The sequence below is a fragment of the Caulobacter endophyticus genome, from assembly GCF_003116815.1.
GTDB lineage: Bacteria > Pseudomonadota > Alphaproteobacteria > Caulobacterales > Caulobacteraceae > Caulobacter > Caulobacter endophyticus.
The window spans coordinates 25,069-46,777 of sequence record NZ_QDKQ01000067.1; the positions used below are offsets into that span (position 1 = coordinate 25,069).

A 21,709-nucleotide genomic window follows, 5' to 3' on the forward strand; every position below is an offset into this window, starting at 1 on the left:
GTCTCCTTGACGCAGTTCGGCGGACGACCGCTGGGGCCGCCCGCCGATGCGAGCTTACTGGTCTGGCGACAGCGCCCTAGAAGTCGAAGCCGATGGTGGCGAAGAACTGCCGCGGCGCCGACGAGTGGAACACCAGGATGCTGCCCGTCGCGTCGTCCGGCGCGAACACGCTGCTGTCGAAGTTCGACGCGTAGCGCTTGTCGGTCAGGTTGGTGACGTTCAGCGAGGCCTTGGCGCCCTTCATGAAGCCCACGTCGCCGAAGGCGTAGCTGACGCCCAGATCGAAGGTGGTGTAGCCGGCGAAGCTCTGGTCGTTGGTGTAGGTGTAGTAGCGGCGGCCGGTGTACTTGCCCTGCAGCGAGGCCGAGAACGGGCCGCGCTTGAGGCTGACGACGCTGGAGAACATCTCCTTGGGCGTGTCGACCTGCTGCTTGCCGGCCGTCTTCTTGACCACGCAGGTCGCGCCCGAGCACCAGTTCAGGTCCTCGTCATAGGTCGACTTGTTGTACGAGGCCGAGTTGTACCAGTTCAGCCACGACAGCGGCTTCCACAGCACGCCCACTTCGGCGCCCTTGCTGGTGACGCTGCCGGCGTTGTGGAAGGAGTTGCCGCAGCCGGGGTTCTGCTGCTGGTTGGTCGGGCAGGGGTTGTACTGCAGCAGGCGGTTGTTGAAGTCGACCTCATAGGCCGACACCGACACCTGCAGGGTCTCGCCCACATAGCGGTAGCCGGCGTCGAAGCTCTTGGAGGTTTCCGGCTCCAGGTACTTGCCCTGGGCGTCCCAGACGGCCTGGCTGACCGACTGCGGACCCAGTTTGAAGCCGCCCTGGAACATGGCCATGTTCTCGGCGTAGCTGGCGAACACCTCGTGGCCGGGGGCGATGCGCCAGCGTGCGCCGGCTTCCGGCAGGAAGTTGTCGGCGGCCTTGAGCGAGCCGCTGGCGAACTGGGTCGAGGCCGCAGCCGGGGCCTTGGCGATGCCCGGCAGGGCCGTGGCGGTCGACTTGGCGTTGGTGCTCTTGAAGCCGAAGTCGATGCTCAGGGCGTCGTCGAACAGGGTGACGGTGTCCTGGACGTAGAACTGCTGGGTGGTCCAGTCGGTCTTCTGCACCCACTGGGCCGTGTCCGGACGGCCCTTCAGGTACTGGGCCAGGCTGAACGGGCCGGTGACGTTGGTCCAGATATAGCGTGCGGCGCTGCTGGTGTTCTGCTCAAGCCAGAGGCCAGCCTGGACGTGGTGGACGCCGTGGGTCCAGGCGAGGCTGGCGACCACGCCGTCGCGATCGATGGTGTAGCGCGTGTCGCGGATCTGCACCGGCAGGTCGTCGGCGGTCGACGCCGTGCCCTGGGTCGACAGGCCGGTGATGAAGTTGTTCCCCGCGCCCTTGTTCTTATGCTTGTAGACCTGACCGTGGGCCTTGAGGCTGTCGGTGACGTCGAAGTCGGCCGCGATGTAGAACAGGTCGTCGTTGCGCAGGATCTGGCCGTTGGTGAAGGTCACGTCCGACAGCTTCTCGGGCGCGGTCGAGGTCACGCACTTGGAGGCCAGCGACGCCACCGAGCACGCCGCGCGGCTGACATAGGCGTTCCAGTCGGGCGCATAGCCGCCCCAGTCCCAGCCGAGACGGTTCAGCATGTCCTTGGACAGGTAGGCGTCGTCGGCCTGGTTGGTGCGCGAGATGTCGGCGAAGGCCGTGACCTGGCCGCGCTCGCCCTTGTAGGTCAGCTTGCCGTTGAACTGCTTGCCGGTCGACTTGTTGTAGACCGGCTGGTTCACGAACAGGTCCTGCTGGCTGTACTGGCCCGACAGATAGGCCGACCAGCCGTTGTGCTCGCCGGTGTCGAAGCGGGCGAAGGTGCGCAGGGTGTCCTCGCTGCCGAAGCTCTGGCTGATCGACAGGCCCATGTCCTTCTTCGGATCGCTGGAGGTGTAGATCAGCGCGCCGCCGAGGTTGCTGGTCGAGGGGATCGACAGGCCGGCGATGCCGGTGGCCAGGTCCGCGCGGCCCAGGTTCTCGGAGATCAGGGCGCGGCTGATCGTCAGGCCGTTGTAGTTGTTGTAGGCGCCGTCGCCGAGCGGCATGCCGTCCAGCGTGTAGCCCAGGTGCGTGGTGTTGAAGCCGCGCACCTGCAGCGACAGCGACTGCTCGTTGACGCCCAGGGCGTCGATCGACTGGGCCATGACGCCCGGCAGGAAGTTCAGGGCCTTTTGCACGCTCGTGCCCGGGGGCAGCACTTCGAGGCTGGCCGGGGTCAGGGTCGAGACCGAGCGGGTCTGGCCGCTGCCGACCACGATCACGCCGTCAACCTCGCTGGCGTCGGCGGCGGGCGCCGGGGCGTCGGCCGCCTGGGCCTGGGAGGCGAGCATGAGGCAGGCGGCGATCGCCGCGGCGCTGGCGGACCTGAGCAGCATTTCGGATATCCCCCGATATCGAGCGCCGCGGGTTACTTTCCTCGACGGCGCCGGTTGTTTTCAGCGCCCGCGTCTATTTCACACGTTGATGACAGTTTTTCCGCAACGGCGACGGCCGTGTGACAACTGTCGCCGTTCAGCCACGCGCGCTCCGGCGCCGCAGCCACAGCTCGGCGACGATCAGGTTGGGGACCCCAGGCCAGGAAGGAAAATGGCGCGGCCGGCCCTGCACGGCGGCGCGCCAGCCCAGGACGTTCACCGCGATCCAGGTAACCGGCGGGACGACGATGGCGTGCTGAGGGATACCGGCTGGTTCTAGCGCGTCACGCCAGGACCGGCATGCCCTCAAGCAGCTTGTCCAGCGTCACCGGATACTCGCGCACCCGCACGCCGGTGGCGTTGTAGACGGCGTTGGCCACCGCCGCGCCGACGCCGCAGATGCCCAGCTCGCCCACGCCCTTGGCCTTCATCGGCGAGGACATGGGATCGGTCTCGTCCAGGAAGATGACCTCCTGGTGCGGGATATCGGCGTGGACGGGCACCTCGTAGCCGGCCAGGTCGTGATTGGCGAAGAAGCCGATGCGCTTGTCGACGACCAGCTCCTCCATCAGCGCCGCGCCGGCGCCCATGACCATGGCCCCGATCACCTGGCTGCGGGCCGATTTCGGATTGAGGATCCGGCCGGCCGCGCAGACGGCCAGCATCCGGCGGATGCGGATCTCGGCGGTGTCGGCGTCGACCCCGACCTCGACGAAGTGGCCGCCGAAGGTCGACTGCTGGTGGGTCTTGGTGAGGTCGCCGTACTCCATGAAGTCCTCGGCCGTGACCGGGCCCTGGGCGGCGGCCTTCTCCAGGGGCAGGCTCTGATTGCCGACCCTGACCCGGCCGTCGGCGAACTCGGCGGTCGCCGGATCGAGCCCGAGCTTGCCGGCCACCGCCTCGCGCAGCTTCATGCAGGCGGCGTAGACCCCGGCGGTGGAGCTGTTGGCGCCCCACTGGCCGCCGGAACCGGCCGATACCGGGAAGCTGGAGTCGCCCAGCCGCACGTTCACCCGGGTCAGGGGCACGCCCATCATCTCGGCCGCGGTCTGGGCGATGATGGTGTAGCTGCCGGTGCCGATGTCGGTCATGTCGGTCTCGACCGTGACGACGCCGCTGGTCTCCAGCCGCACGCGGGCGGCCGACTTCATGACCAGGTTGTTGCGGAAGGCCGCGGCCACGCCCATGCCGACCAGCCAGCGGCCATCCCGCGTCTGGCCGGGCGTTCTGGAGCGCCGGCTCCAGCCGAACTTGTCGGCGCCGGTGCGCAGGCACTCGTTCAGCCGCCGCTGCGAGAACGGCCGACTGGGCTTTTCCGGATCGACCTGGGTGTCGTTGAGGATCCGGAAGTCGATGGGGTCCATGCCCAGCTTCTCGGCCATTTCGTCGACGGCCACTTCCAGCGCCATCAGGCCGGGGGCCTCGCCGGGCGCGCGCATGGCGTTGCCCTCGGGCAGGTCGAGCACGGCCAGCCTGGTTCTGGTCATGCGGTTGGCGCCGGCATAGAGCAGGCGGGTCTGCTGCACGGCGGTTTCCGGACCGCCGCCGGGCAGGTCGCCCGACCAGCTCTCGTGGCCGATGGCGGTGATCCTGCCGTCGCGGTCGGTACCGATGCGGATGCGCTGGATCGTGGCCGGCCGGTGGGTGGTGTTGTTGAACATCAGCGGCCGGGTCAGGGCCACCTTCACCGGCCGTCCCGCCGCCTTGGCGCCCAGGGCCGCCAGTATGGCCTCGGCGCGCACGAACAGCTTGCCGCCGAAGCCGCCGCCGATGAAGGGCGACATCAGGCGCACGTTTTCGCGCGGGATGCCCAGGGTCTTGGCGACGTCGCCGGCGCCCCAGGCGATCATCTGGTTCGAGGTCCACAGGCTCAGCTTGTCGCCCTTCCAGGCGGCGATGCTGGCGTGCGGCTCCATCATGGCGTGGCCGTGATCGGGCGTGGTGTAGGTCTCGTCCAGCGTCACCGGCGCGGCGGCGAAGGCGGCGTCGAAGTCGCCGACCGCGCTGTCTGGACCGCCGTCCTTTGGCTTGGTTGCGCCGTCCTTGGCCGAGGCCAGGTCGAAACTGCCCTTGGAGCGGACGTACTCCACCTTCACCAGGTTGGCCGCGGCGCGGGCCTGCTCGAAGGTCTGCGCCACCACCACGGCCACGGCCTGATGGTAGTGCTGGATCTCCGGGCCGCCCAGCAGCATGGCGGTGTTGAAGTCGCCCTTGGTCAGCTTGCCGGCCTCGGCGGCGGTGACGATGGCCAGAACGCCTGGCGCGGCCTTGGCGCGCGAGAGGTCCATCGACGCGATGCGGCCCTTGGCGATCGAGGCGCCGACCACGTAGCCGTAGGCGATATCGGGGATCGCGTCGTGGCGCTCATAGGCGTAGGGGGCGCGGCCGGTGGTCTTCATCGGACCGTCGATGCGGTCGACCGGCTTGCCGACCACTTTCAGCTGGTCGATCGGATTGGTCGTGGCGGGGGTGTCGAACTTCATTGCTTAGGCCCTCGCTTGCGCCAAGGCCGCGCCGATGGCGCGCTCGGCCAGGGTCAGCTTGAACGCGTTCTGGGAGGTGGTGCGGGCGCCGGCCAGCAGGCCCTCGGAGATCGCCCTGGCCCCACGGGGCAGGGCGCTTTCCGCCGCCTCCACCCGCCAGGGCTTGTGGGCGACGCCGCCCAGGGCGATGCGGCCCGAGCCGTCCTTGTGGATGACGCTGGCGACGGAGACGAGCGCGAAGGCGTAGGAGGCCCGGTCGCGCACCTTGCGATAGGCGTGGGTTCCGCCGATCGGCTTGGGCAGCGTCACCGCCGTGATCAGTTCGCCGCGCGCCAGGGCAGTCTCCACCTGCGGGGTGTCGCCCGGCAGGCGGTGGAAGTCGGCGATCGGGATCGAGCGTTCGGTCCCGTCCGGGGTGACGGTCTCGACCTTGGCGTCGAGCAGTCGCAGGGCCACGGCCATGTCGCTGGGATGGGTGGCGATGCAGGCCTCGCTCGCGCCCAGCACGGCCAGGGTGCGGGTGAAGCCGCCGATCGCCGAGCAGCCCGCGCCGGGGGTGCGCTTATTGCAGGGCATGTTGGTGTCGTAGAAGTACGGGCACCGCGTACGCTGCAGGAGATTGCCGGCGGTGGTGGCCTTGTTGCGCAGCTGGCCCGAGGCGCCGGCGAGCAGGGCCCGCGACAGCACGCCGTAATCCTTGCGCACCCGCTTGTCGGCGGCCATGTCGGTGTTGCGCACCAGGGCGCCGATGCGCAGGCCGCCGTCCTTGGTCGGCGCGATCTCGTCCAGCTTCAGGCCGTTGACGTCGACCAGCCGCGCGGGCGTCTCGATCTCCAGCTTCATCAGGTCGAGCAGATTGGTGCCGCCGGCGATGAAGCGAGCGGTCGGGTCGGCGGCGACGGCCGCGGCGGCCTCGCGCGGGCTCTTGGCGCGCTCGTAGCTGAAGGCTCTCATGCCTTGCCCTCCGCCACTTCAGCCACGGCCGCGACGATGTTGGAATAGGCCCCGCAGCGACAGATGTTGCCGCTCATCCGTTCGCGCAGTTCGTCCTCGCTGAACTGGATCTTCGCCGTCAGGTCGGCAGTGACGTGGCTGGGGACGCCGGCCTTGATCTCGTCGAGCACCGCCTTGGCCGAGCAGATCTGGCCCGGCGTGCAATAGCCGCACTGGTAGCCGTCATGCCTGACGAAGGCGGCCTGCAGCGGGTGCAGCTTTTCCGGGCTGCCCAGGCCCTCGATGGTGGTGACCTCGTCGCCCTCGTGCATCACCGCCAGCGACAGGCACGAATTGATCCGCCGGCCGTCGACGATGACAGTGCAGGCTCCGCACTGGCCATGATCGCAGCCCTTCTTGCTGCCGGTCAGCTTCAGGTGTTCGCGCAGCGCGTCCAGCAGGGTGGTGCGGGTGTCGAGCTCCAGGGTCTGGCGTTGGCCGTTGACCGTGAAGGAGACCTTCATGATCGAGGGCTGCCCGGAAGCGGCGTCTGCGGCGGCCGGAACGGTCGCCACGCCGATGGCGGCGCCGGTCGCCATCACTTCGCGCCTGGAAAGCTGAAGGTCGTCGAGTATCGCCATCCCATCCTCCGGTCCTCCACGCGCCGTCATGTCCGCGGATAAAGCGGCCGGGCGCGCGGGCGGTTTCGTCGCGGGTGTCGGCCCAGCGAAAGAGATGAAGCGTAGCAGCGCCGGCCAGGAGCGATTAGCCGCCTGGCGGTGCATGGGGTGTTGAGTCCTGCTCAACAATCCAGATCGGCTTTTGCGCGTTAGGCGGCCCCGTGCGGCTGGAAGCGTGGAGCGGATCGTCGGGCCGGGGCGTTGTCGAGGCGAGCCCCCTTTCGGAGACCCCATGGACCTCGACACCAAGCCCGACGCCCACCCCGACCAGCAGCCCAAGCCGGTCAAGCGCAAGCACGTCAAGGTGCTGGCCCTGGTCGCCCTCGTCATCGCCGTGCTGGCCGTGGCGATGTTCATCGGCTTCAACACCTTCTACGCGGTGGAAGCGACCTAGCCTGAAGCGAGAGTTAGGCTTCCGACCTATACCTTGGGTTTACCGGGATGGCCCATCTTCTGCGCGCGGCGCAACGAGAGAGCCATTCCATGACGCCTATCAAGATCGCAGTCCTGGCGCTGCTGGCAGGCAGCGCCGCATGCGGGACGGCCGTGGCGGCCGAGACCTGCAGCGCCGATCAGATCCGCTACGCCCGCGAGGCGGGGACGCCGTGTTCGGCCCTGAGGCCGGTGGAAGCGTCGACGGCGGCCCTGCTGGCGCGGACGACTTCACTCTACGCCTCGCCGGCGGCTGGTCCCGTGGGCGTGATGCGTCCCCATTCTGCATGGTCTCCGGCGTCCGCCGGATCGCTCATGGCCATCGACGACGACGTGCTGCCGCCCCAGAACATGGAAGGGCCGGGCGTCGCCTACGTACTGCGGGCCGGGCCGCCCAAGCTGAACGACATGAGCAGCGGCACGGCCATGATCGCAATGGTCAACGGCGGCGTCCTGGGGGTGAGCGTCGCGCACCTCATCGGCGTCTCCCATGGTCGGGACGTCGTCCGGAACTACGGGATCGATGATTCTTCCGGCGCCATGGCCCGAAAGATCGCCGTGTCCTTCGCGGCGGCGAACAATGGCCATCTCGTTCGGCAGGCCCTGCCGCAAAGGCCGGATGGACGGTCCCTATCGAGCGGCGGCCCGCAGGTGGGGAGCGCGGCCTACGTGGTGGAAATAGAACCCACCATGTACATGCAGCGCTTCTATCTGGCCCCTTCCCGTGTCGATCTCGCCTATAGGGCCAAGGCGAGGGTGTTCGACGCCTCCAGCGGCGAGGTCGTGGCCAAGGCCAAATGCAAGGTGAACGCCTATAACACGCCCGACGACGTCTCGCGCACGGCGCTGCTCGCCAACGGCGCCGAGGGCCTCAAGGCGCTTATCGCCAGCCGGAGCGAGATCTGCCTGGAGCAGCTCAAGACCAAGCTGGCGATCTGAAGGCTCAGGCCTCGCCCTTGCTTCCGCCCGAGCGCTGAAAGAGCTGAAGCGTACGCAGCATCGACAGGCGGGCGCTGTCGGCGTGATGGCCGCTGGGCGCCACGAAGGCGTGGCCCGCGTCGTACTGATGGATCGGCAGGTCGGGGTGAGCGGCCTCGATGGCCGCCACGTCGGCGGGCGGGATCATCTCGTCGGTCTTGCCGAAATGCAGGATGGTCGGGACTTTCGGGGTCTCGTCGCGGTAGCGTACGATGTCGCCGCCGTAAAAGCATGAGACCGCCGCCACGCCGTGGGCCCGGGTCGCGCTCAGCCAGGCGGTGGTGCCGCCGAAGCAGAAGCCCATGACGAACACCGGACCCTCCAGGGCGTCGATGGCCGCCTGTACGCGCGGCACGCACGCCGCCCCCCAGCCGGCCTGTTCGCCGAGCGCCATGCGCTGGTCGAGGATCGCCGGCTCGGTGTTGAGCTCAGGCCAGGGCGCGTCGGCGCTGTCCAGCAGGTTGGGGGCGATCACCTCGTAGCCGTGCTCGGCCAGGCTTTCGCTGAACTCGCGGATGTGGGGCGTGATCCCCCAGATGGCGTGCAGGACGACGAGCCCGCCGCGCCGCGCCTCGCCGGGCGGCACATGGAAGGCCGACAGCGGACCGCCGTCGCGGTCGCACAGCGCGATGCGGGTTCCGGTGGTCATGCGCCGGCTCCATTCGCCTCGAACAGCTCCACCGTGCGCTGGCGGGCCAGCTCGGCGTCGGCCAGGTCGCTGTCGGGACGGCCGTCGTTGTTGAAGCCGTGGCCGCTGGCCTCGTAGACATAGACTCCCAGCTCGGGATGCGACGTCCAGATGGCGGCCTTGGCCTGCTCGGCCGGGATATGGGCGTCCTTGGCGCCGAGGTGGACGATCACCGGGCAGTTCAGCGGCAGGGCGGCGTTGGCGGCGATCTGGCTGCCGTAATAGGCCGAGCCGGCCGCCAGGCCTTCCAGCTTCGAAGCCGCCAGCCACACCAGCGAACCGCCCATGCAGTAGCCGACGGCGAACACCGGACCCTTGTCCTTCAGGGCGTCGATACAGGCCTGGATGTCCGACAGCATGGCCGGCATGCCCACCTTGCCGACGGCGGCGACGCCGTTCTGGAAGCCTTCCGGATCGTGTTCGGCGACGTAGCCGCGCTCGACGCGATCGAACAGCGACGGCGCGATCGCCTCGTAGCCGCGCTCGGACCAGCGGGCGAGGTCGGCCTGGACGTACTGGTCGAGGCCGAAGATCTCCTGGATCACCACCACGCCGCCCTTGCGCGGGCCCTGCGGCTGGACGTGGCCGGCGGTGAACTCAAAGCCGTCTATGGCGGAGGTCAGGGTGATGGTCTGCGACATGGACGGCTCCCGGCTCGGTATGGCCGGGCATCCAAGAACCGCGCCGCCCTCGCGGTCAAGGCGGCTATTGGAGAGAGATCTCCACGTGAGGAGCCACGGCGCGGATCAGGCGGGGCAGGTCCTCGCCGGCGACGGTCAGGCCGTCGACCGGGATGCTGACGGTGCGGCGGCCGTCGAGCGTCAGGAGCAGGCGGTCGGGCCGCCGATAGATCGACTTGTGGGCGACGGCGCGCAGTTCGCTCCAGGCCGCCCGGCCGCGCACCAGGCCCATGAAGCCGCAGCGCCAGCGGATGCCGTCATGGTCGAGCACCAGCCGCCGGCGGCGGTCCAGCGTGTCGCCGATCGCGCCGAGCAGCGAGAGGGCGGTCATGCCGCCGGTCAGCGCCAGCACCAGGCCGCGCAGTCCTTCCGGCGCCTTGGCCGTCATGAAGGCGGTCAGCGCCAGCAAGACCAGCACGCCGATCCAGGTCTGGACGATCGAGATCCGCACCTCCAGCGGCAAGGCCGGCGGCGAAGTGGGCGGATCCGTCCAGTCGGCGTCGTGCTTCACGGCGTGATCCTGACCCGCGCGCCGTCGCGCACCAGCTTCCAGACTTCCTCGATCTCGGGATCGGTGAGCGCGATGCAGCCGTCGGTCCAGTCGCGGCCCTGGTACAGCGCGGCCAGGGCGCCGCGCCCGTTGGGCAGGCCGTGGATCATGATGTCGCCGCCGGGATCGATCCCCTTGGCGCGGGCGGCGGCGATCTGGGCCGGGGTCGGATAGCCGATGCGCAAGGACAGGTGAAAGCGGCTGTTCGGATTGCGGCCGGTGATGCGGTAGTCGCCCTCGGGCGTTCGCCGGTCGCCAGCGCGGACCTTGGGCGCCAGGCCGCCGCCGCCCAGCGAGATCCGATAGGTCCGCACCAGCCGGTCGCCCTTGTAGAGGGTCATGCGATGGGCGGCCTTCTCGACGACGATCATGTCGACCGAGCCCTCGATGGCCGGCGGCTGGGCCGTGGCGGCGCCCCAGCCGGCGAGCAGGAGGATCGTCGCGGCGATGCCGCCATGCGGGATCGTTCGCGTCATTGAACCGGTTCGCGACCCTGCGATCCTGGAAACAGCAGGGTTTCTCCGGCGGGAAGGGCGCTCGTCACCTCGACCTGGATATCCTCCATGGTCGCCGCGCCCAAGGTCAGGCTGTGGCCCGTCGGCAGTTCGACCACGCCGGATTCGCCGTCCGGCAGCCCGATCGCGTAGCCGATGTCGTCGCGCGCTGGAGCGCTGTCGCCACGGATGCTCAGGGCCACCATCACCAGCGCCCCCCGAACGCCGCCGTCCGCTTCCGGAAAGCCGCGCAGGACGCCGCCGTAGCGTATGCCGATCTGCTCGGCGTACGGGGCGACTGCGCCGGAGCGCGCATAGGGAACCGGCGCGGCCAGGGGCTTGGGTGCGGCGAGCCATTTCACCAGGAAATGGCTGCCGCCGATCAGGGCCTGATTGAGATAGGTCTCCGACATGAGGTCGAACCGTCCGTCGCCGTCGGGATCGGAGAAGCAATGCAGCTTGCCCTTGGCGTCGTTGCGGTGCCGGGGACTCGACAGTTTCCGGGGATTGGGCTCCCGGCGGCAATATTGAACGGCGCCGTCGTCGACGACAGGAAACAGCACATCCCCGGCCGCGCCATAGCGCGGCTGCTTGTGCGGGGCCGCCTCCAGGGTGACGCCGGGCGCGGGACGGATGGTCTGCACGGCCAGAACCACGCCGTTCTTCACCCGCGTCGCCGGACCCCGGCTGACTGGAGCGTCGACCGTGATCAGGGACTGCAGGGGCGGCGGCGTCGCCTTGAGGGCGTCCTTGAGGATCTGACTGGCCCTTGGCCGCTGAATTATCTGCAGCGCGTCCTGGGCCAGGACCGGCGAAGCGACAGCGGCGATGCAGGCGATGATGAGGACGGTGCGGATCATCGGGCGTAGATCTGGGTCAGGGGAGGCGGCAGGGAGGGATGCGTGGCCTCGAGCGTCATCACCTGCGTGGGAAGCGGCTTGTCCACGCGATAGCGCAGATCTCCGCCGGGCGTGATGCCCAGCACGGTGATGAGCGCGCCGTTGAACTTCACCTGGGCGGTCTGGCCCGGCGACAGCAGCAGGTGGGTGTTGCTTCCTTTTCCCACGATGGTCTCGACGCCGTCGCCCCGCAGGAAAACCGACTGAAACACCAGGTGCGCCGCCGGCGCCCCATCGGGGCCGGGCTGGTCGGGGTGGCGGCCCCAGTTGACGCCGAAGCCCATGGCCGGGCCGTCCTGGCGGGGAACGCGGGCGTAGCGGACGGGGCGGGGCAGCGGCTCGACCTCGCGGTCGAGATAGATCGTCAGCGGCGAGTCCAGGAATGGCTTGTCCGCGACGGCGGCGTGGTCGAAGGCGCCGTCGCCGTCATGGTCCTCGAAGCAGGTGAAGGCCTTGGCGCGCCACCATTCGGTCTTCTCGGCCTGGACCGGCGGAGCGGCGCAATAGGCCCAGCCCCTGGATGAGCGGACGGCGAACATCGGCGTGCCCGCCGGCAGGCCGTCCGCTCCGGTCGCGGTCTTTTCCTCCAGGCGCGCGGCTTCCATGCCGACGGCCGTCTGCCGCCAAAGGGGCGCAAAGCGGCGGGCCGTCTGTTCGCCTGTCGGCGCCTCGCCCGACAGGATGACGAAAGTGGATATGGACTGGGTCTGGCTCTGCGCCAGGGACGGCGACGCCGCCGCGATAAGCGCGCCGCCCGCCAGGGCGGCTATACCGAATACTCTGATCGTCACGCTAAAGCCGAGCCCCCCCGCATCGCTGCGGCAAGCTCGGCCATGCGGTGTGCTATTTCAAGTGCGCAATCAAACGTTGAAGCGGAAGTGCATCACGTCGCCGTCCTTGACGACGTACTCCTTGCCTTCCGACCGCATCTTGCCGGCTTCCTTCGCGCCGGCTTCGCCGTTGAGCTTGACGTAGTCCTCGTAGGCGATGGTCTCGGCGCGGATGAAGCCCTTCTCGAAGTCGGTGTGGATCACGCCGGCCGCCTGCGGGCCGGTGGCGCCCACGGGGATCGTCCAGGCGCGGGCTTCCTTGGGGCCCACCGTGAAGTAGGTCTGCAGGCCCAGGAGCTTGTAGGCCTCGCGGATCAGCCGGTTCAGGCCCGGCTCCTCGAGGCCCAGGGTCTCGAGGAACTCGGTGCGCTCGGCTTCGTCCAGCAGGGCGATCTCGCTCTCGATCTGGGCCGAGATGACCACGCTCTTGGCGTTGTCGGTCTTGGCGCGCTCGGCCACCAGGTCGGAGAACTTATTGCCCTTGTCGGCGCTGGCCTCGTCGACGTTGCAGACATAGAGGGCCGGCAGCGAGGTCAGCAGCTGCAGCATGGCCCAGGCCTTGGCGTCTTCCTTGTCGATCTGGGCGGCGCGAGCCGGACGGCCGGCGCGCAGTTGCTCCAAAGCCAGGTTGATCAGGCGCAGGGTGGCGATCATTTCCTTGTCGCCGCCGCTCTTGGCGCGCTTTTCGACGTTGGGCAGGCGCTTTTCCAGGCTTTCCAGGTCAGCCAGCATCAGCTCCATCTCGATGATCTCGAGATCGGCGATCGGGTCGATGCGGCCCTCGACGTGGGTGATGTCGCCGTCCTCGAAGCAGCGGGCCACGAAGGCCACGGCGTCGCAGTCGCGGATATTGGCCAGGAACTGGTTGCCCAGGCCTTCGCCCTTCGAAGCGCCGCGGACCAGGCCGGCGACGTCGACGAAGTTGATGCGGGCCGGGATGATTTCCTTGGAGCCCGCGATGGCGGCCAGGGCGTTCAGGCGCGCTTCGGGCACGGCCACGTCGCCGGTGTTCGGCTCGATGGTGCAGAACGGATAGTTGGCGGCTTGCGCCGAGGCCGTCTGGGTCAGGGCGTTGAACAGGGTGGACTTGCCGACGTTGGGCAGGCCGACGATGGCGACTTTCAGGGCCATGGAACTCTCGTGAATTTCGTTGGCCGGGCGCTTAGCACGGATCGGACGGGAAGTCGCGGGCTGGGGTCAGGCGACGGCGAGGGCTTCCTTACCTTCACCACATCGGATCGATCTCGGCCCCCCGCAGGGCTTCGGCGATGCGCTGGCGGGTGGCGTCGGTGACGTCGTCGGGCAGGGCGTCGGGGTGGAACCAGCCGATCTCGTGGATCTCGCCCTGCTCGGCCGCCGCGCACGGCTCCCAGGCGTGAACGCGATAGAACAGCACGTGGTCGCCGGGGTGGCGCGGCTCGTTGCTGTGCACCGACAGCAGGGTGGGGCGGCCGATGACGCGCACGCCGGCCTCTTCCTGCATCTCGCGGATCAGCGAGGTCTCGGCGATCTCGCCGCGCTCGACCCCGCCGCCGGGCAGGTACCAGCCGGGCACGTAGGTGTGCTGGATCATCAGCACGCGGCCTTCCTCGTCGGTGACGAGGCCGCGCACGCCCAGGGTCAGGCCCCGGCTCATGCGGAACCAGGCGTAGACGAAGGGGCGGGTGTAGGGTTCGACTTTTCGGCGCCAGAGCATGGGACAAAGTCTAGGCTGCTTCGGCGGGCGGCGGCAGGGCCTTGCTCCACCGAACATTGGCCGCTAAAGCCGCAAGAGAGGAAACAACAACAGCCGGAGCGGCGCTCACATGCTCGCGATCCTGATCATCGCCATCTTCCTGGGCGTCATCGTCGGCCTCAACGCCTTCGAATTCGGCCGCATCGACTGACAGGGCTCGCGCGGCGGTCGTCCCGCCGCGCCCTTTCCTAGTCCCCCACCCGCGCCATCAGCCGCCGGCCTCCGGCGCGCATCAGGAAGCGGGTCTCGGCGTTGGCCGGGATGCGGGGATCGTCCCACAGAGCCAGTTGCAGCCAGGCCTCGACGCGCAGGCGGCGGGTGAGGCCGCGCGCCGTCTCGAAGGCGTCGCCCAGCTCGCGCACGGCCCGGGCCTCTACCGCCTCGGCCACCGCCTCGCCGTCGGCCAGCATCGGATCTCCCCCCGACAGCACCCAGGCGCGCACGTCCTCGCGGGCCTCGGCGGACGGGGCCAGGTCCTCGGCGAAGAACAGCGGCCAGTGCGCCAGGGGGCGGCGTCCTTCCGAAAGGTCGCCGGCCGCCAGCTCGAGGGCGCGGCTGAGCAGCTGGTCGCGGGCCACCGGCGAATGGGCCAGGTCCTCGGCGTGCAGCGAAAGACGCGTGGCGGCTTCGCGCGGCGAGACGCCGCTCCAGGCCTGCTCCACATGATCGGCGGCCGCCAGCAGGGCGGCGGCGGCGGCGGTGCTCAGGCCGTGGCCGGGGCTGGGGCAGGGCCCCAGCGCGTCGTCAGGCGTCATTGCGCACCGCCAGCACCAGGATCGACCGCGTACGGCCGCCGGGCTCGGTCCAGGTGAAGCGCTGGCGCGGCTTCAGGCCCAGCAGGGCCGCGCCGATCGGGGCGGTGACCGACACCCGGCGCTCGTCGATGCTGGCCTCGCGCGGCAGCGACAGGCGGATGGTGCGCAGCCGGTCGCGATCGAGGTCGTGATAGTCGACCTCCGAGCCCAGGCGCACGCGGTTGGCGGCCGGGGCGCCTTCGACCACGGCGGCGCGCTCGAGCTCGACGGCCAGCAAGGCATGGCCGGGCGCGGCGCTGGGGTGGGCCACGAGGGCGGCGAGGGCGTCGTAGTCCTCGGCGCTGACGGTGATCGGCGGGCGCGGGTCGCGCTTGGCGGTGCGCGCGGGAAGGGGCGGGGAGGCGGGCATCGGGGCGCTCCTGGCGTTTTGCCATGCGGCATGGCGCGGCGTCGCAGCCATGGCCGCGCGCCGTAGTAATGGGGATAGGGGCGCAAGTTTTCTGGACCTCGACCGGTTATGTGTCGAAGTCTTGCGCAACGCTGTTGTCGATGTGGTTTTCGTCCCGAGCCCGGCGCAGGCGCGTCGATAGGGGCTCGGGACTAGGCTCCTGCGATGAGGTGGCCCGCCCTATGCTGCTCGCGATTGAAGAATTCGATGCGATACATGGTGGCGGCATCATATGTCAGGCAGCGCTGCTGTCAAATCAGGCAATCGGCGGCGAGCGCCGTTCGCGCGCGGCCCGCTCGCGCGGGCGCCTCAGGATGAGGACCGGTGCATTGGCTCGTCATCCTGAAGTGCGAGCCTCGAAGGACGCAGGGCGTTCCGGCGTCGTAAATGCGCGGATACCTCGCTATGAACACCGGCGACATACCGCGCCAGGATCCCGCATGCCCACGCCTTCCGACCCCAAGCTCTCGCGCGGCGGCGCGCTCGTCACCGGCGCGGGCCGTCGCATCGGGCGGGTGCTGGCGCTGGAGGCGGCGCGGTCGGGCCATGACGTGGCGGTGCACTACCGCACTGCGCGCGACGAGGCCGAGGCGGTGGTCGCCGAGATCGCGGCCCTGGGCCGCCGGGCTGTCGCGATCCCGGGCGAGCTGGCCGATGCGGAGATCGGCGCGGCCCTGGTCGGGGCGGCGTCGGCGGCGATCGGGCCGCTGACCCTGCTGGTCAACTCGGCCTCGACCTTCGAGGACGACCGGATCGCCACGCTGAGCGCCGACAGCTGGGACCGCCACATGGACGCCAACCTGCGTGCGCCGGTGCTGCTGGCCCAGGCCTTCGCCGCCGCCCTGCCGGCGGACGCCAGGGGGCTGGTGGTCAATCTGGTCGACCAGCGAGTGCTGAAGCCCAACCCGCAGTTCTTCAGCTACAGCGTTTCCAAGGCCGGTCTGTGGTGGGCGACGCGCACCCTGGCCCAGGACCTGGCGCCCGCCGTTCGCGTCAATGCGATCGGCCCCGGGCCGGTGCTGGCCTCGGTGCACCAGGCGCCCGGCGAGTTCGAGGCCGAGGCCGCCGCCACGCCTCTGGGCGGCCCTGTCGATCCGTCCGAACTGGCGGCCGCGATGCGCTATCTCATTGACGCGCCGTCGGTCACGGGCCAGATGATCGCGGTCGACGGCGGCCAGCATCTGGCCTGGCGCACGCCCGACGTCCTTGGTTCCTGAAGGCCCTCGCCCTTGTCCGCCTCCCCCCTCTCCGAAACGCCGTTCCCGGCGCCTGTCCTGGCCAAGATCATCGTCACGAAGGTCTTCGTGCGCGGCCTCAAGGTCGAAGCCGAGATCGGCGTCTATGGTCACGAGCACGGCCGCGTGCAGCCGCTGGTCATCGATGTCGAGCTCGACGTCGCGGCCAGCCACTGCGAACAGCTGGGCGATACGGTGAACTACGAGACCATCCGCACCGCCGCCCAGGACATCGCCGCCGCCGGCCACATCGACCTGGTCGAAACCTTCGCCGAGCGCCTGGCCCAGGCCTGTTTCGACGACCATCGCGTCACCCGCGCCCGGGTGCGGGTCGAAAAGCCCCTGGCCCTGGCCCCGCACGCCGCCGCCGCCGGCGTCGAGATCACCGCCGTCCGCGGGTGACCGGGCTTTCCCACAGCGCCCGCCTGGCTCCGTTCCAGCCCGAGACGGCCTGGACGCTGGAGGGCGGGACGCTGGTGGAGCGCCGCGGCGCGCGCGAACGCCGCTTCGACCTGGCCCATCTTCGCCGCTTCCGCCTGGCCATGCCGCGCGGCGGCGGTCGCCGACGGGCCCTGATGCTGAGCTTCGGCCGCCAGCGCGTCGCCATCGCCTCGCAGAGCTGGCGCGGCCCGGGCGTCTACGAGGACCGGCTGGAGAGCTTTTCCCTGCTGGCGCGGGCGATCGCCGCCGTGGGCGCCGACCTGTCGCCCCACGCCCGGTTCGAGACCGCCGGCTTCAAGCTGCGCGACGCCACCACCCTGGTCACCGGCCTGCTTGCGGTGGGCGCGGGGGCCCTGCTGCTGCTGGCGATCTCGTCGTCGATGCGCGGCATGGCCATAGACCTGGCCGCCCGCATGATCTTCCTGCTGCTGCTGATCTTCGCGGCCCTGCCCTGGCTGCCCAGGGGCGAGGCGCTGGACCCCCACGACCTGCCCGCCCGCTGGTTGCCCTAGAGCCATGACCCGTTACCGACAATCCACGCCCGCGGACGGCGATCGAGTCGTCGAGATCTGGCGCCGCGCCGTCGACGCCACCCACGACTTTCTGTCACCTGAAGATCGCGCCGCCATCGAGGCCGAGGTGCAGGGCTTCCTGCCGACCGCCCCGCTGTGGCTGGCGGTCGACGAGAACGACGTCGCGGCGGCGTTCATGCTGCTGGACGGCGCGCACATGGAGGCGCTGTTCGTCGATCCGGACCGGCGCGGAACCGGTGTCGGACGCGGCCTGGTGACCCTGGCCCTCGAACGGCATCCGGTGCTGACCACCGACGTCAACGAGCAGAACGGCCAGGCCGTGGGCTTCTACGCGCGGATGGGTTTCGTCCCTACCGGCCGTTCGGAGACCGACGGCCAGGGCCGCAGCTATCCGCTGATCCACCTGCGTAGAGGCGACTGACCTCGGCCTGGGACAGCGGGCCATGGGCGGTCCGCAGCCGCAAGGGCAGGGGTGTCCGTTCCAGATAGAGGGCGTAGCTGAAGCCGTCCTGGCTGGGACCGCCCGACCAGCGGCGGATCTCGCAGGTCAGGCCGTCGGCGCGCACCCGGCGCAGTTCGGGCGCCCGGGCAGCGTCGCCGATCGTGAAGGCCAGGGCCAGCAGGCCGACGCTGCCGAGGAAATAACCCAGGACCATCGGCGTGAAGGCCGCCAACAGTCCCACGGCCAGGACCATGGGGCGGCGGCGAAGGCGGGGGCTCTGGCCTGCCAGCGGCGCGGCGAAGGCCAGCAGGGCATAGGCCAGATAAGCCGCGCAGATCGCCAGGATGTTTAGGGCCGGATCGCGAAAGCCGACCCCGAGCCGACCTGCCAGCACGATCGCCGCCAACAGGATCGCGGCGGCGATCAGCGTCGTCCGCGTTGAGCGCGCGCCCAGCCGCTGGACGGCCAGCAGCGCCAGCCACGCGCCCGGCGGACCCAGCAGCAGGACCGCGCAGACGGCCTTGAACGGGTCCATCAGGCGGCGTCCTTCCTGGCGGCGCGGGCGAACAGCGCGGCGGCCGCCAGCCACAGGCCCGCGAACACGCCCGTCGCGGCCAGGATCAGGCCCTGGCCCATGGCGAACACCGTCAGGCAGACCAGGCCCTGGGCCACGGCGGCGGCGACCATCGCCCGGGCCATGCCGGCCGGCCTGAAGCCCGCCAGCACCGCGCCCAGCAGCGCCGTGGCCAGAACGCCGGCGAACAGCTGGTTGGCCCGATTGTCCTCCGAGCCGACGATCCCGACCGCCAGGTTGATCCAGATCAGCAGGAAGCTGGCCGCGACGGCCACGCAGGCGCCCAGGCGATAGGCGATGTCGCCCGACAGCCGCACGGCCAGTTCGACCAGGCCGGCGGCGACCAGCAACATCGCGCCCATGGCCAGGAAGTCGCCGGCCGTCCAGTTCACCTCGGCGGTGAAGCGCATGGCGATCGCCGGCAGGGCCAGCAGGCCCGCAGCCCCGCCCCAGACCAGCAGCGTCCAGCGGCTTCCCCGCCGCATCCTTCCGTGGGTCGTGCCCGTCATCGCCATGCCTCCTTGCCTGATAGCGAGGCGGCCAGACTGGCGAGCGGCGCGATGAGCGGCATGAGCGGAAGGTGAGGGCGCGCTGAAAAGCGACGCGGGGCGCCTTTCCGAAGCTTCATTTGCATCGCCGCCCGTTTTTGGCGAGCATCGTGGAAACATCGCTTTTCGATCAAGGAAGCCCGTGACCGACGTTCCGCCCGATCCCGCCGTCCCGCCCGCCCTGCAGGACGACAAGACCATGCCGATCATCGTCTATGCCTGCTACATCGCCGGCTGGGTGACGGGCGGGGTCTCGTCGATCGTCGGCCTGATCCTGGCCTATGTGTCGAAGGCGTCCGCGCCGGAATGGCTGCAGAGCCACTATGTCTTCGCGATCCGCACCTTCTGGCTGTCGCTGCTGGGCGGGGTGATCGGCTGCTTGACCCTGATCATCGGCATCGGCGCGCTGATCCTGATCGCCGTGGGCGTCTGGGTGACCGTGCGCGCGATCGTCGGCCTGTCCTGGCTCCTGAAGGGCGAGGCCTATCCGACGCCCCGCAACTGGATGCTCTGACCCCGATGACCGATCTCGCCCACCCCGTCGCCGAGCGCCACTCCGAGGACAAGATCGTTCCGGCGGTGGTCTACGGCCTCTATCTGCTCGGCTTCAGCAACGGGCTGACCTTCTTCATCGGCCTGATCGTGGCCTATGTGCAGCGCGGCCAGGCAGGGCCGATCAACGAGAGCCACTACACCTTCGCGATCCGCACCTTCTGGCTGTCGATCGCCTGGTTCCTGGTCGGCGGGGCGCTGGTGCTGTTCGGCATCCCGCTGTCGCTGGTGCTGATCGGCGTGCCGATGATCATCGCGGGCGTGGTTATCATCTCGGCGATCAGTCTCTGGTTCGTCGTCCGCTGCATTGCGGGAATCGCCTTCCTCGTGCGCGGCGAGGCCTATCCCAGGCCGCGCACGTGGTTGATTTAGAGGCAGGAGGAGCCGTCGGCGCCCGCCTCGGCGACTTCCAGGTTATCAACGTTCCCCTGACAGGCGAGTATGCTCGACGCCGGTCGCCCGGTCCTATGACTTTCCGCCCCTGGCGGAAGTAAGTCGTGGAGGGGGCGACATGCTGGCTCGCATCGTAGGGATCATCCTGGGGCTGATCCTGACGACGTCGGGATATGTGATCTCAGGCCTGGGCACGCTGGGGACGTGGGCCATAGGCTGGGATCTCGGTCCGTTCGAGCCGCATCGGACGACCGCCGGTTGGGCGGCGATGACGTTGGGGGGAATCCTTCTCGTCGCCGCCCTGCTACCCCGCATGGGGATGTCGCGTCGGGGGATGCGACGCAGGAAAGGGAGCGCTCGCGGGGGCGAGCGTTCCCTGACCAAGCCGTTCGACATGGACGCATCCGAGCCGGCCGCGCCGACTCCCGCTATGACGCCCGCCGTCATGACCATCGCGCCTTCCGTTCAAGCCGCCCCGGCCCCCGCTCCCGTCGGGGCGACCGAGTTCGAGAGCCTGCGGGCCGAGATGCTGGCCCTGTGCGGCTCGGAGGCCTGGAACCCGGCCGCCCGGGTGCTGGCCCGGCTGGTTCGCGCCGCCGAGAGCGACCGCGAACGGACGATCGCCTATCGCGACCTGGGCGACTTCGCGACCGCGCAAGGCCGCCATGACGACGCGGCAGAGGCCTATGAGGAGGCCGTCTCCTACGCCCGCATGGTCAGGAAGGCCGCGCCGCACGATCCGTCGGCGGACGAACTGCTGGCCGGCGCCCTGGCCGGGGTCGGCGACACCGCCGAGGCCGAGGGGCGCCTGAACGAAGCCCTGGCCGCCTTCGAGGAAGCCCTGGCCCTGCGCCGCTCGCCCGGCGGCCGCGAAGCCGCCGATCCCGGCGCGCAGCGGGCCCTGTCGGTGGCGCTGGAGCGGCTGGCCGACCTGCGCGAGGACCGCGGCCACCGCATGCGGGCGCTGGACCTCTACCGCGAGAGCTACGACGTCACCGCCCGCCTCGCCGCCGCCGATCCGGCCCGGTTCGGTCTCGACCTGGCGGCCACCCGTGCGCGGCTTGAAGAGATCGAGGCGCGGGTCGCGGGGTAGGAGGAAGCGGCGCCTTGTAGCCAGGCTTCCTCCCCGTCATCATCCGCCGCTTTCGGGGCTGCGTCCCCGCCCTGGGGGAAGTCATGGTCTATCTGCGCTGGCGGCGCTTCATCGAGATGGCGTCGCTGGATCGTCCGTGGCTGGGCGACCTGATGGAGAAGCGCAAGGGCGAGGCCTTCCGCGCCGCCCCGGTCGAGCGCTGGGACCAGGAGTATCGCGACGGCGTCTATGACCGGCTGCACCGCTCCGACCAGCGCCACCATCACCGCCTGCTGGCCGCGATGATCGCCGACCGCTGGCCCAGCCCCCGCGTGCTCGAGATCGGGGCCGGCGAGGGGGTGTTCTTCGAGGCCCTGCGCAATCACCGGCCGGCCCGCTATGTGGGCGTCGACTTCTCCGAGCCGGCGGTGGTCATGGGGCGCAAGCGCCTGTCGGCCGAGATCGCCTCGGGCCAGGTCGAGATGCTGCTGGGCGACGGCCGCAGCTTCGCGGCGGACGAGACCTTCGACGTGGTGGTGTTTTCCGAGTGCATCGAGCACCTCGGCGCGGTCGGCCCGCTGATCGACAACTACCGGCCGATGCTGGCGCCTGGCGGGGCCGTGGGCCTGACCATGTGGCTGTCGCTGAAGCCGTTGCGCCTGTGGCGAGAGCTCAAGGCCATGGGCGAGGTCTATGACGAGGCGGTGGTCAACACCCCGTGGGGCGGCGGCTGGCTGGTGGCGACGGTGGCTCCTCGCTGAGGCGAGCCATGAGATGCTCCCCCTGAAGGGGGAGCTGTCGGCGAAGCCGACTGAGGGGGAAGTGATTGCTGGCGTTGGGGGCGCACTGACCTCATCAGTGACTTCCCCCTCCGGCCCTCCG

The 21,709-nt window shown here is 69.8% G+C and carries 26 protein-coding genes; 10 read left to right on the forward strand and 16 right to left on the reverse strand.

Annotated features, from left to right (window positions below; translation table 11 throughout):
• Positions 1-76: 76 nt before the first annotated feature.
• From DDF67_RS20065 to paoA, 4 genes are all read right to left on the reverse strand, one after another.
• Positions 77-2,413 carry a TonB-dependent receptor gene (locus DDF67_RS20065; RefSeq protein ID WP_109102604.1) on the reverse strand — a complete coding sequence of 779 codons (2,337 nt, stop codon included), beginning with the start codon at positions 2,411-2,413 and terminating at the stop codon, positions 77-79.
• Positions 2,414-2,736: 323 nt separating this feature from the next.
• On the reverse strand, positions 2,737-4,935 hold the full coding sequence (gene paoC, locus DDF67_RS20070) for an aldehyde oxidoreductase molybdenum-binding subunit PaoC (RefSeq protein ID WP_109102605.1): 2,199 nt from the start codon (positions 4,933-4,935) through the stop codon (positions 2,737-2,739).
• A 3-nt stretch (positions 4,936-4,938) separates the two neighbouring features.
• Positions 4,939-5,889: an FAD binding domain-containing protein gene (locus tag DDF67_RS20075; RefSeq protein ID WP_109102606.1), complete on the reverse strand. Its 951-nt coding sequence runs from the start codon at positions 5,887-5,889 to the stop codon at positions 4,939-4,941.
• Entirely contained in the window at positions 5,886-6,509 is a 624-nt protein-coding gene (gene paoA / locus DDF67_RS20080; protein ID WP_109102607.1) for an aldehyde dehydrogenase iron-sulfur subunit PaoA, read from the reverse strand. The genes DDF67_RS20075 and paoA overlap by 4 nt, the downstream gene beginning before the upstream one ends.
• 271 nt (positions 6,510-6,780) lie before the next feature.
• On the opposite strand from paoA, the gene DDF67_RS25600 reads away from it, so the two are divergent.
• Together DDF67_RS25600 and DDF67_RS20085 are read left to right on the forward strand one after the other, a co-directional pair.
• Positions 6,781-6,942, forward strand: coding sequence for a hypothetical protein (locus tag DDF67_RS25600; RefSeq protein ID WP_158278075.1), 162 nt, complete (start codon positions 6,781-6,783; stop codon positions 6,940-6,942).
• Positions 6,943-7,031: 89 nt separating this feature from the next.
• Positions 7,032-7,919 carry a hypothetical protein gene (locus DDF67_RS20085; protein WP_109102608.1) on the forward strand — a complete coding sequence of 296 codons (888 nt, stop codon included), beginning with the start codon at positions 7,032-7,034 and terminating at the stop codon, positions 7,917-7,919.
• 4 nt (positions 7,920-7,923) lie between these two features.
• Here the strand turns inward: DDF67_RS20085 and DDF67_RS20090 are convergent, their stop codons facing one another.
• The 10 genes from DDF67_RS20090 to DDF67_RS20135 all read right to left on the reverse strand — a co-directional run bounded on the left by DDF67_RS20090 (position 7,924) and on the right by DDF67_RS20135 (position 14,998).
• Positions 7,924-8,607, reverse strand: a complete 684-nt coding sequence (locus DDF67_RS20090) for a dienelactone hydrolase family protein (RefSeq protein ID WP_109102609.1) — start codon at positions 8,605-8,607, stop codon at positions 7,924-7,926.
• Positions 8,604-9,287 (reverse strand): dienelactone hydrolase family protein, encoded by a 684-nt coding sequence (locus tag DDF67_RS20095; protein ID WP_109102610.1) that lies wholly within the window; start codon positions 9,285-9,287, stop codon positions 8,604-8,606. The genes DDF67_RS20090 and DDF67_RS20095 overlap by 4 nt, the downstream gene beginning before the upstream one ends.
• Positions 9,288-9,351: 64 nt before the next feature.
• Positions 9,352-9,837, reverse strand: a complete 486-nt coding sequence (locus tag DDF67_RS20100; RefSeq protein WP_109102611.1) for a hypothetical protein — start codon at positions 9,835-9,837, stop codon at positions 9,352-9,354.
• Positions 9,834-10,352 carry a L,D-transpeptidase family protein gene (locus DDF67_RS20105; RefSeq protein ID WP_109102612.1) on the reverse strand — a complete coding sequence of 173 codons (519 nt, stop codon included), beginning with the start codon at positions 10,350-10,352 and terminating at the stop codon, positions 9,834-9,836. The genes DDF67_RS20100 and DDF67_RS20105 overlap by 4 nt, the downstream gene beginning before the upstream one ends.
• The gene (locus DDF67_RS20110; RefSeq protein WP_109102613.1) at positions 10,349-11,230 is read right to left on the reverse strand and encodes a hypothetical protein; all 882 of its coding nucleotides are present in this window, start codon (positions 11,228-11,230) and stop codon (positions 10,349-10,351) included. The genes DDF67_RS20105 and DDF67_RS20110 overlap by 4 nt, the downstream gene beginning before the upstream one ends.
• Positions 11,227-12,060, reverse strand: coding sequence for a hypothetical protein (locus tag DDF67_RS20115; protein ID WP_146198064.1), 834 nt, complete (start codon positions 12,058-12,060; stop codon positions 11,227-11,229). Before DDF67_RS20115 ends, DDF67_RS20110 begins: the two co-directional genes overlap by 4 nt.
• Before the next feature lie 69 nt (positions 12,061-12,129).
• Positions 12,130-13,230 carry a redox-regulated ATPase YchF gene (ychF, locus tag DDF67_RS20120; RefSeq protein WP_109102615.1) on the reverse strand — a complete coding sequence of 367 codons (1,101 nt, stop codon included), beginning with the start codon at positions 13,228-13,230 and terminating at the stop codon, positions 12,130-12,132.
• Positions 13,231-13,324: 94 nt separating this feature from the next.
• Positions 13,325-13,795, reverse strand: a complete 471-nt coding sequence (locus tag DDF67_RS20125) for an NUDIX domain-containing protein (protein ID WP_109102616.1) — start codon at positions 13,793-13,795, stop codon at positions 13,325-13,327.
• 227 nt (positions 13,796-14,022) lie between these two features.
• A complete protein-coding gene (locus tag DDF67_RS20130) occupies positions 14,023-14,589 on the reverse strand; it encodes a hypothetical protein (protein ID WP_109102617.1) in 567 nt (188 codons plus the stop codon).
• On the reverse strand, positions 14,579-14,998 hold the full coding sequence (locus DDF67_RS20135; RefSeq protein WP_158278076.1) for a GreA/GreB family elongation factor: 420 nt from the start codon (positions 14,996-14,998) through the stop codon (positions 14,579-14,581). Before DDF67_RS20135 ends, DDF67_RS20130 begins: the two co-directional genes overlap by 11 nt.
• A gap of 479 nt (positions 14,999-15,477) precedes the next feature.
• On the opposite strand from DDF67_RS20135, the gene DDF67_RS20140 reads away from it, so the two are divergent.
• From DDF67_RS20140 to DDF67_RS20155, 4 genes are read left to right on the forward strand one after another with little or no spacing between them, the layout of a single operon-like run.
• Positions 15,478-16,254 carry an SDR family oxidoreductase gene (locus tag DDF67_RS20140; protein WP_109102619.1) on the forward strand — a complete coding sequence of 259 codons (777 nt, stop codon included), beginning with the start codon at positions 15,478-15,480 and terminating at the stop codon, positions 16,252-16,254.
• A 12-nt stretch (positions 16,255-16,266) separates the two neighbouring features.
• The gene (gene folB, locus DDF67_RS20145; RefSeq protein ID WP_109102620.1) at positions 16,267-16,674 is read left to right on the forward strand and encodes a dihydroneopterin aldolase; all 408 of its coding nucleotides are present in this window, start codon (positions 16,267-16,269) and stop codon (positions 16,672-16,674) included.
• Entirely contained in the window at positions 16,671-17,225 is a 555-nt protein-coding gene (locus DDF67_RS20150; RefSeq protein WP_109102621.1) for a hypothetical protein, read from the forward strand. Before folB ends, DDF67_RS20150 begins: the two co-directional genes overlap by 4 nt.
• 4 nt (positions 17,226-17,229) lie before the next feature.
• Positions 17,230-17,667 (forward strand): acetyltransferase, encoded by a 438-nt coding sequence (locus DDF67_RS20155; RefSeq protein WP_109102622.1) that lies wholly within the window; start codon positions 17,230-17,232, stop codon positions 17,665-17,667.
• Here the strand turns inward: DDF67_RS20155 and DDF67_RS20160 are convergent.
• Positions 17,597-18,223, reverse strand: a complete 627-nt coding sequence (locus DDF67_RS20160; protein WP_109102623.1) for a hypothetical protein — start codon at positions 18,221-18,223, stop codon at positions 17,597-17,599. The genes DDF67_RS20155 and DDF67_RS20160 overlap by 71 nt on opposite strands.
• On the reverse strand, positions 18,223-18,771 hold the full coding sequence (locus DDF67_RS20165; protein ID WP_109102648.1) for a hypothetical protein: 549 nt from the start codon (positions 18,769-18,771) through the stop codon (positions 18,223-18,225). Before DDF67_RS20165 ends, DDF67_RS20160 begins: the two co-directional genes overlap by 1 nt.
• Before the next feature lie 181 nt (positions 18,772-18,952).
• Between DDF67_RS20165 and DDF67_RS20170 the strand changes: the two genes are divergently transcribed.
• The 4 genes from DDF67_RS20170 to DDF67_RS20185 all read left to right on the forward strand — a co-directional run bounded on the left by DDF67_RS20170 (position 18,953) and on the right by DDF67_RS20185 (position 21,588).
• Positions 18,953-19,324, forward strand: a complete 372-nt coding sequence (locus tag DDF67_RS20170; protein WP_109102624.1) for a DUF4870 family protein — start codon at positions 18,953-18,955, stop codon at positions 19,322-19,324.
• Between the two features lie 5 nt (positions 19,325-19,329).
• A complete protein-coding gene (locus tag DDF67_RS20175) occupies positions 19,330-19,734 on the forward strand; it encodes a DUF4870 family protein (RefSeq protein WP_109102625.1) in 405 nt (134 codons plus the stop codon).
• A gap of 139 nt (positions 19,735-19,873) precedes the next feature.
• Positions 19,874-20,848, forward strand: coding sequence for a tetratricopeptide repeat protein (locus tag DDF67_RS20180; protein WP_109102626.1), 975 nt, complete (start codon positions 19,874-19,876; stop codon positions 20,846-20,848).
• Positions 20,849-20,931: 83 nt separating this feature from the next.
• The gene (locus DDF67_RS20185; protein WP_109102627.1) at positions 20,932-21,588 is read left to right on the forward strand and encodes an SAM-dependent methyltransferase; all 657 of its coding nucleotides are present in this window, start codon (positions 20,932-20,934) and stop codon (positions 21,586-21,588) included.
• The last annotated feature ends 121 nt before the right edge of the window (positions 21,589-21,709 follow it).

Coding starts and splice junctions, on each gene's coding strand:
- paoC (WP_109102605.1), bottom strand. CDS start 4,935: ATGAAGTTCGACACCCCCGCCACGACCAATCCGATCGACCAGCTGAAA.
- DDF67_RS20130 (WP_109102617.1), bottom strand. CDS start 14,589: ATGACGCCTGACGACGCGCTGGGGCCCTGCCCCAGCCCCGGCCACGGC.
- DDF67_RS20175 (WP_109102625.1), top strand. CDS start 19,330: ATGACCGATCTCGCCCACCCCGTCGCCGAGCGCCACTCCGAGGACAAG.
- DDF67_RS20125 (WP_109102616.1), bottom strand. CDS start 13,795: ATGCTCTGGCGCCGAAAAGTCGAACCCTACACCCGCCCCTTCGTCTAC.
- DDF67_RS20165 (WP_109102648.1), bottom strand. CDS start 18,771: ATGACGGGCACGACCCACGGAAGGATGCGGCGGGGAAGCCGCTGGACG.
- DDF67_RS20160 (WP_109102623.1), bottom strand. CDS start 18,223: ATGGACCCGTTCAAGGCCGTCTGCGCGGTCCTGCTGCTGGGTCCGCCG.
- DDF67_RS20095 (WP_109102610.1), bottom strand. CDS start 9,287: ATGTCGCAGACCATCACCCTGACCTCCGCCATAGACGGCTTTGAGTTC.
- DDF67_RS25600 (WP_158278075.1), top strand. CDS start 6,781: ATGGACCTCGACACCAAGCCCGACGCCCACCCCGACCAGCAGCCCAAG.
- DDF67_RS20110 (WP_109102613.1), bottom strand. CDS start 11,230: ATGATCCGCACCGTCCTCATCATCGCCTGCATCGCCGCTGTCGCTTCG.
- DDF67_RS20090 (WP_109102609.1), bottom strand. CDS start 8,607: ATGACCACCGGAACCCGCATCGCGCTGTGCGACCGCGACGGCGGTCCG.
- DDF67_RS20105 (WP_109102612.1), bottom strand. CDS start 10,352: ATGACGCGAACGATCCCGCATGGCGGCATCGCCGCGACGATCCTCCTG.
- DDF67_RS20140 (WP_109102619.1), top strand. CDS start 15,478: ATGCCCACGCCTTCCGACCCCAAGCTCTCGCGCGGCGGCGCGCTCGTC.
- DDF67_RS20075 (WP_109102606.1), bottom strand. CDS start 5,889: ATGAGAGCCTTCAGCTACGAGCGCGCCAAGAGCCCGCGCGAGGCCGCC.
- DDF67_RS20185 (WP_109102627.1), top strand. CDS start 20,932: ATGGTCTATCTGCGCTGGCGGCGCTTCATCGAGATGGCGTCGCTGGAT.
- paoA (WP_109102607.1), bottom strand. CDS start 6,509: ATGGCGATACTCGACGACCTTCAGCTTTCCAGGCGCGAAGTGATGGCG.
- DDF67_RS20085 (WP_109102608.1), top strand. CDS start 7,032: ATGACGCCTATCAAGATCGCAGTCCTGGCGCTGCTGGCAGGCAGCGCC.
- DDF67_RS20155 (WP_109102622.1), top strand. CDS start 17,230: ATGACCCGTTACCGACAATCCACGCCCGCGGACGGCGATCGAGTCGTC.
- DDF67_RS20135 (WP_158278076.1), bottom strand. CDS start 14,998: ATGCCCGCCTCCCCGCCCCTTCCCGCGCGCACCGCCAAGCGCGACCCG.
- ychF (WP_109102615.1), bottom strand. CDS start 13,230: ATGGCCCTGAAAGTCGCCATCGTCGGCCTGCCCAACGTCGGCAAGTCC.
- DDF67_RS20180 (WP_109102626.1), top strand. CDS start 19,874: ATGCTGGCTCGCATCGTAGGGATCATCCTGGGGCTGATCCTGACGACG.
- DDF67_RS20065 (WP_109102604.1), bottom strand. CDS start 2,413: ATGCTGCTCAGGTCCGCCAGCGCCGCGGCGATCGCCGCCTGCCTCATG.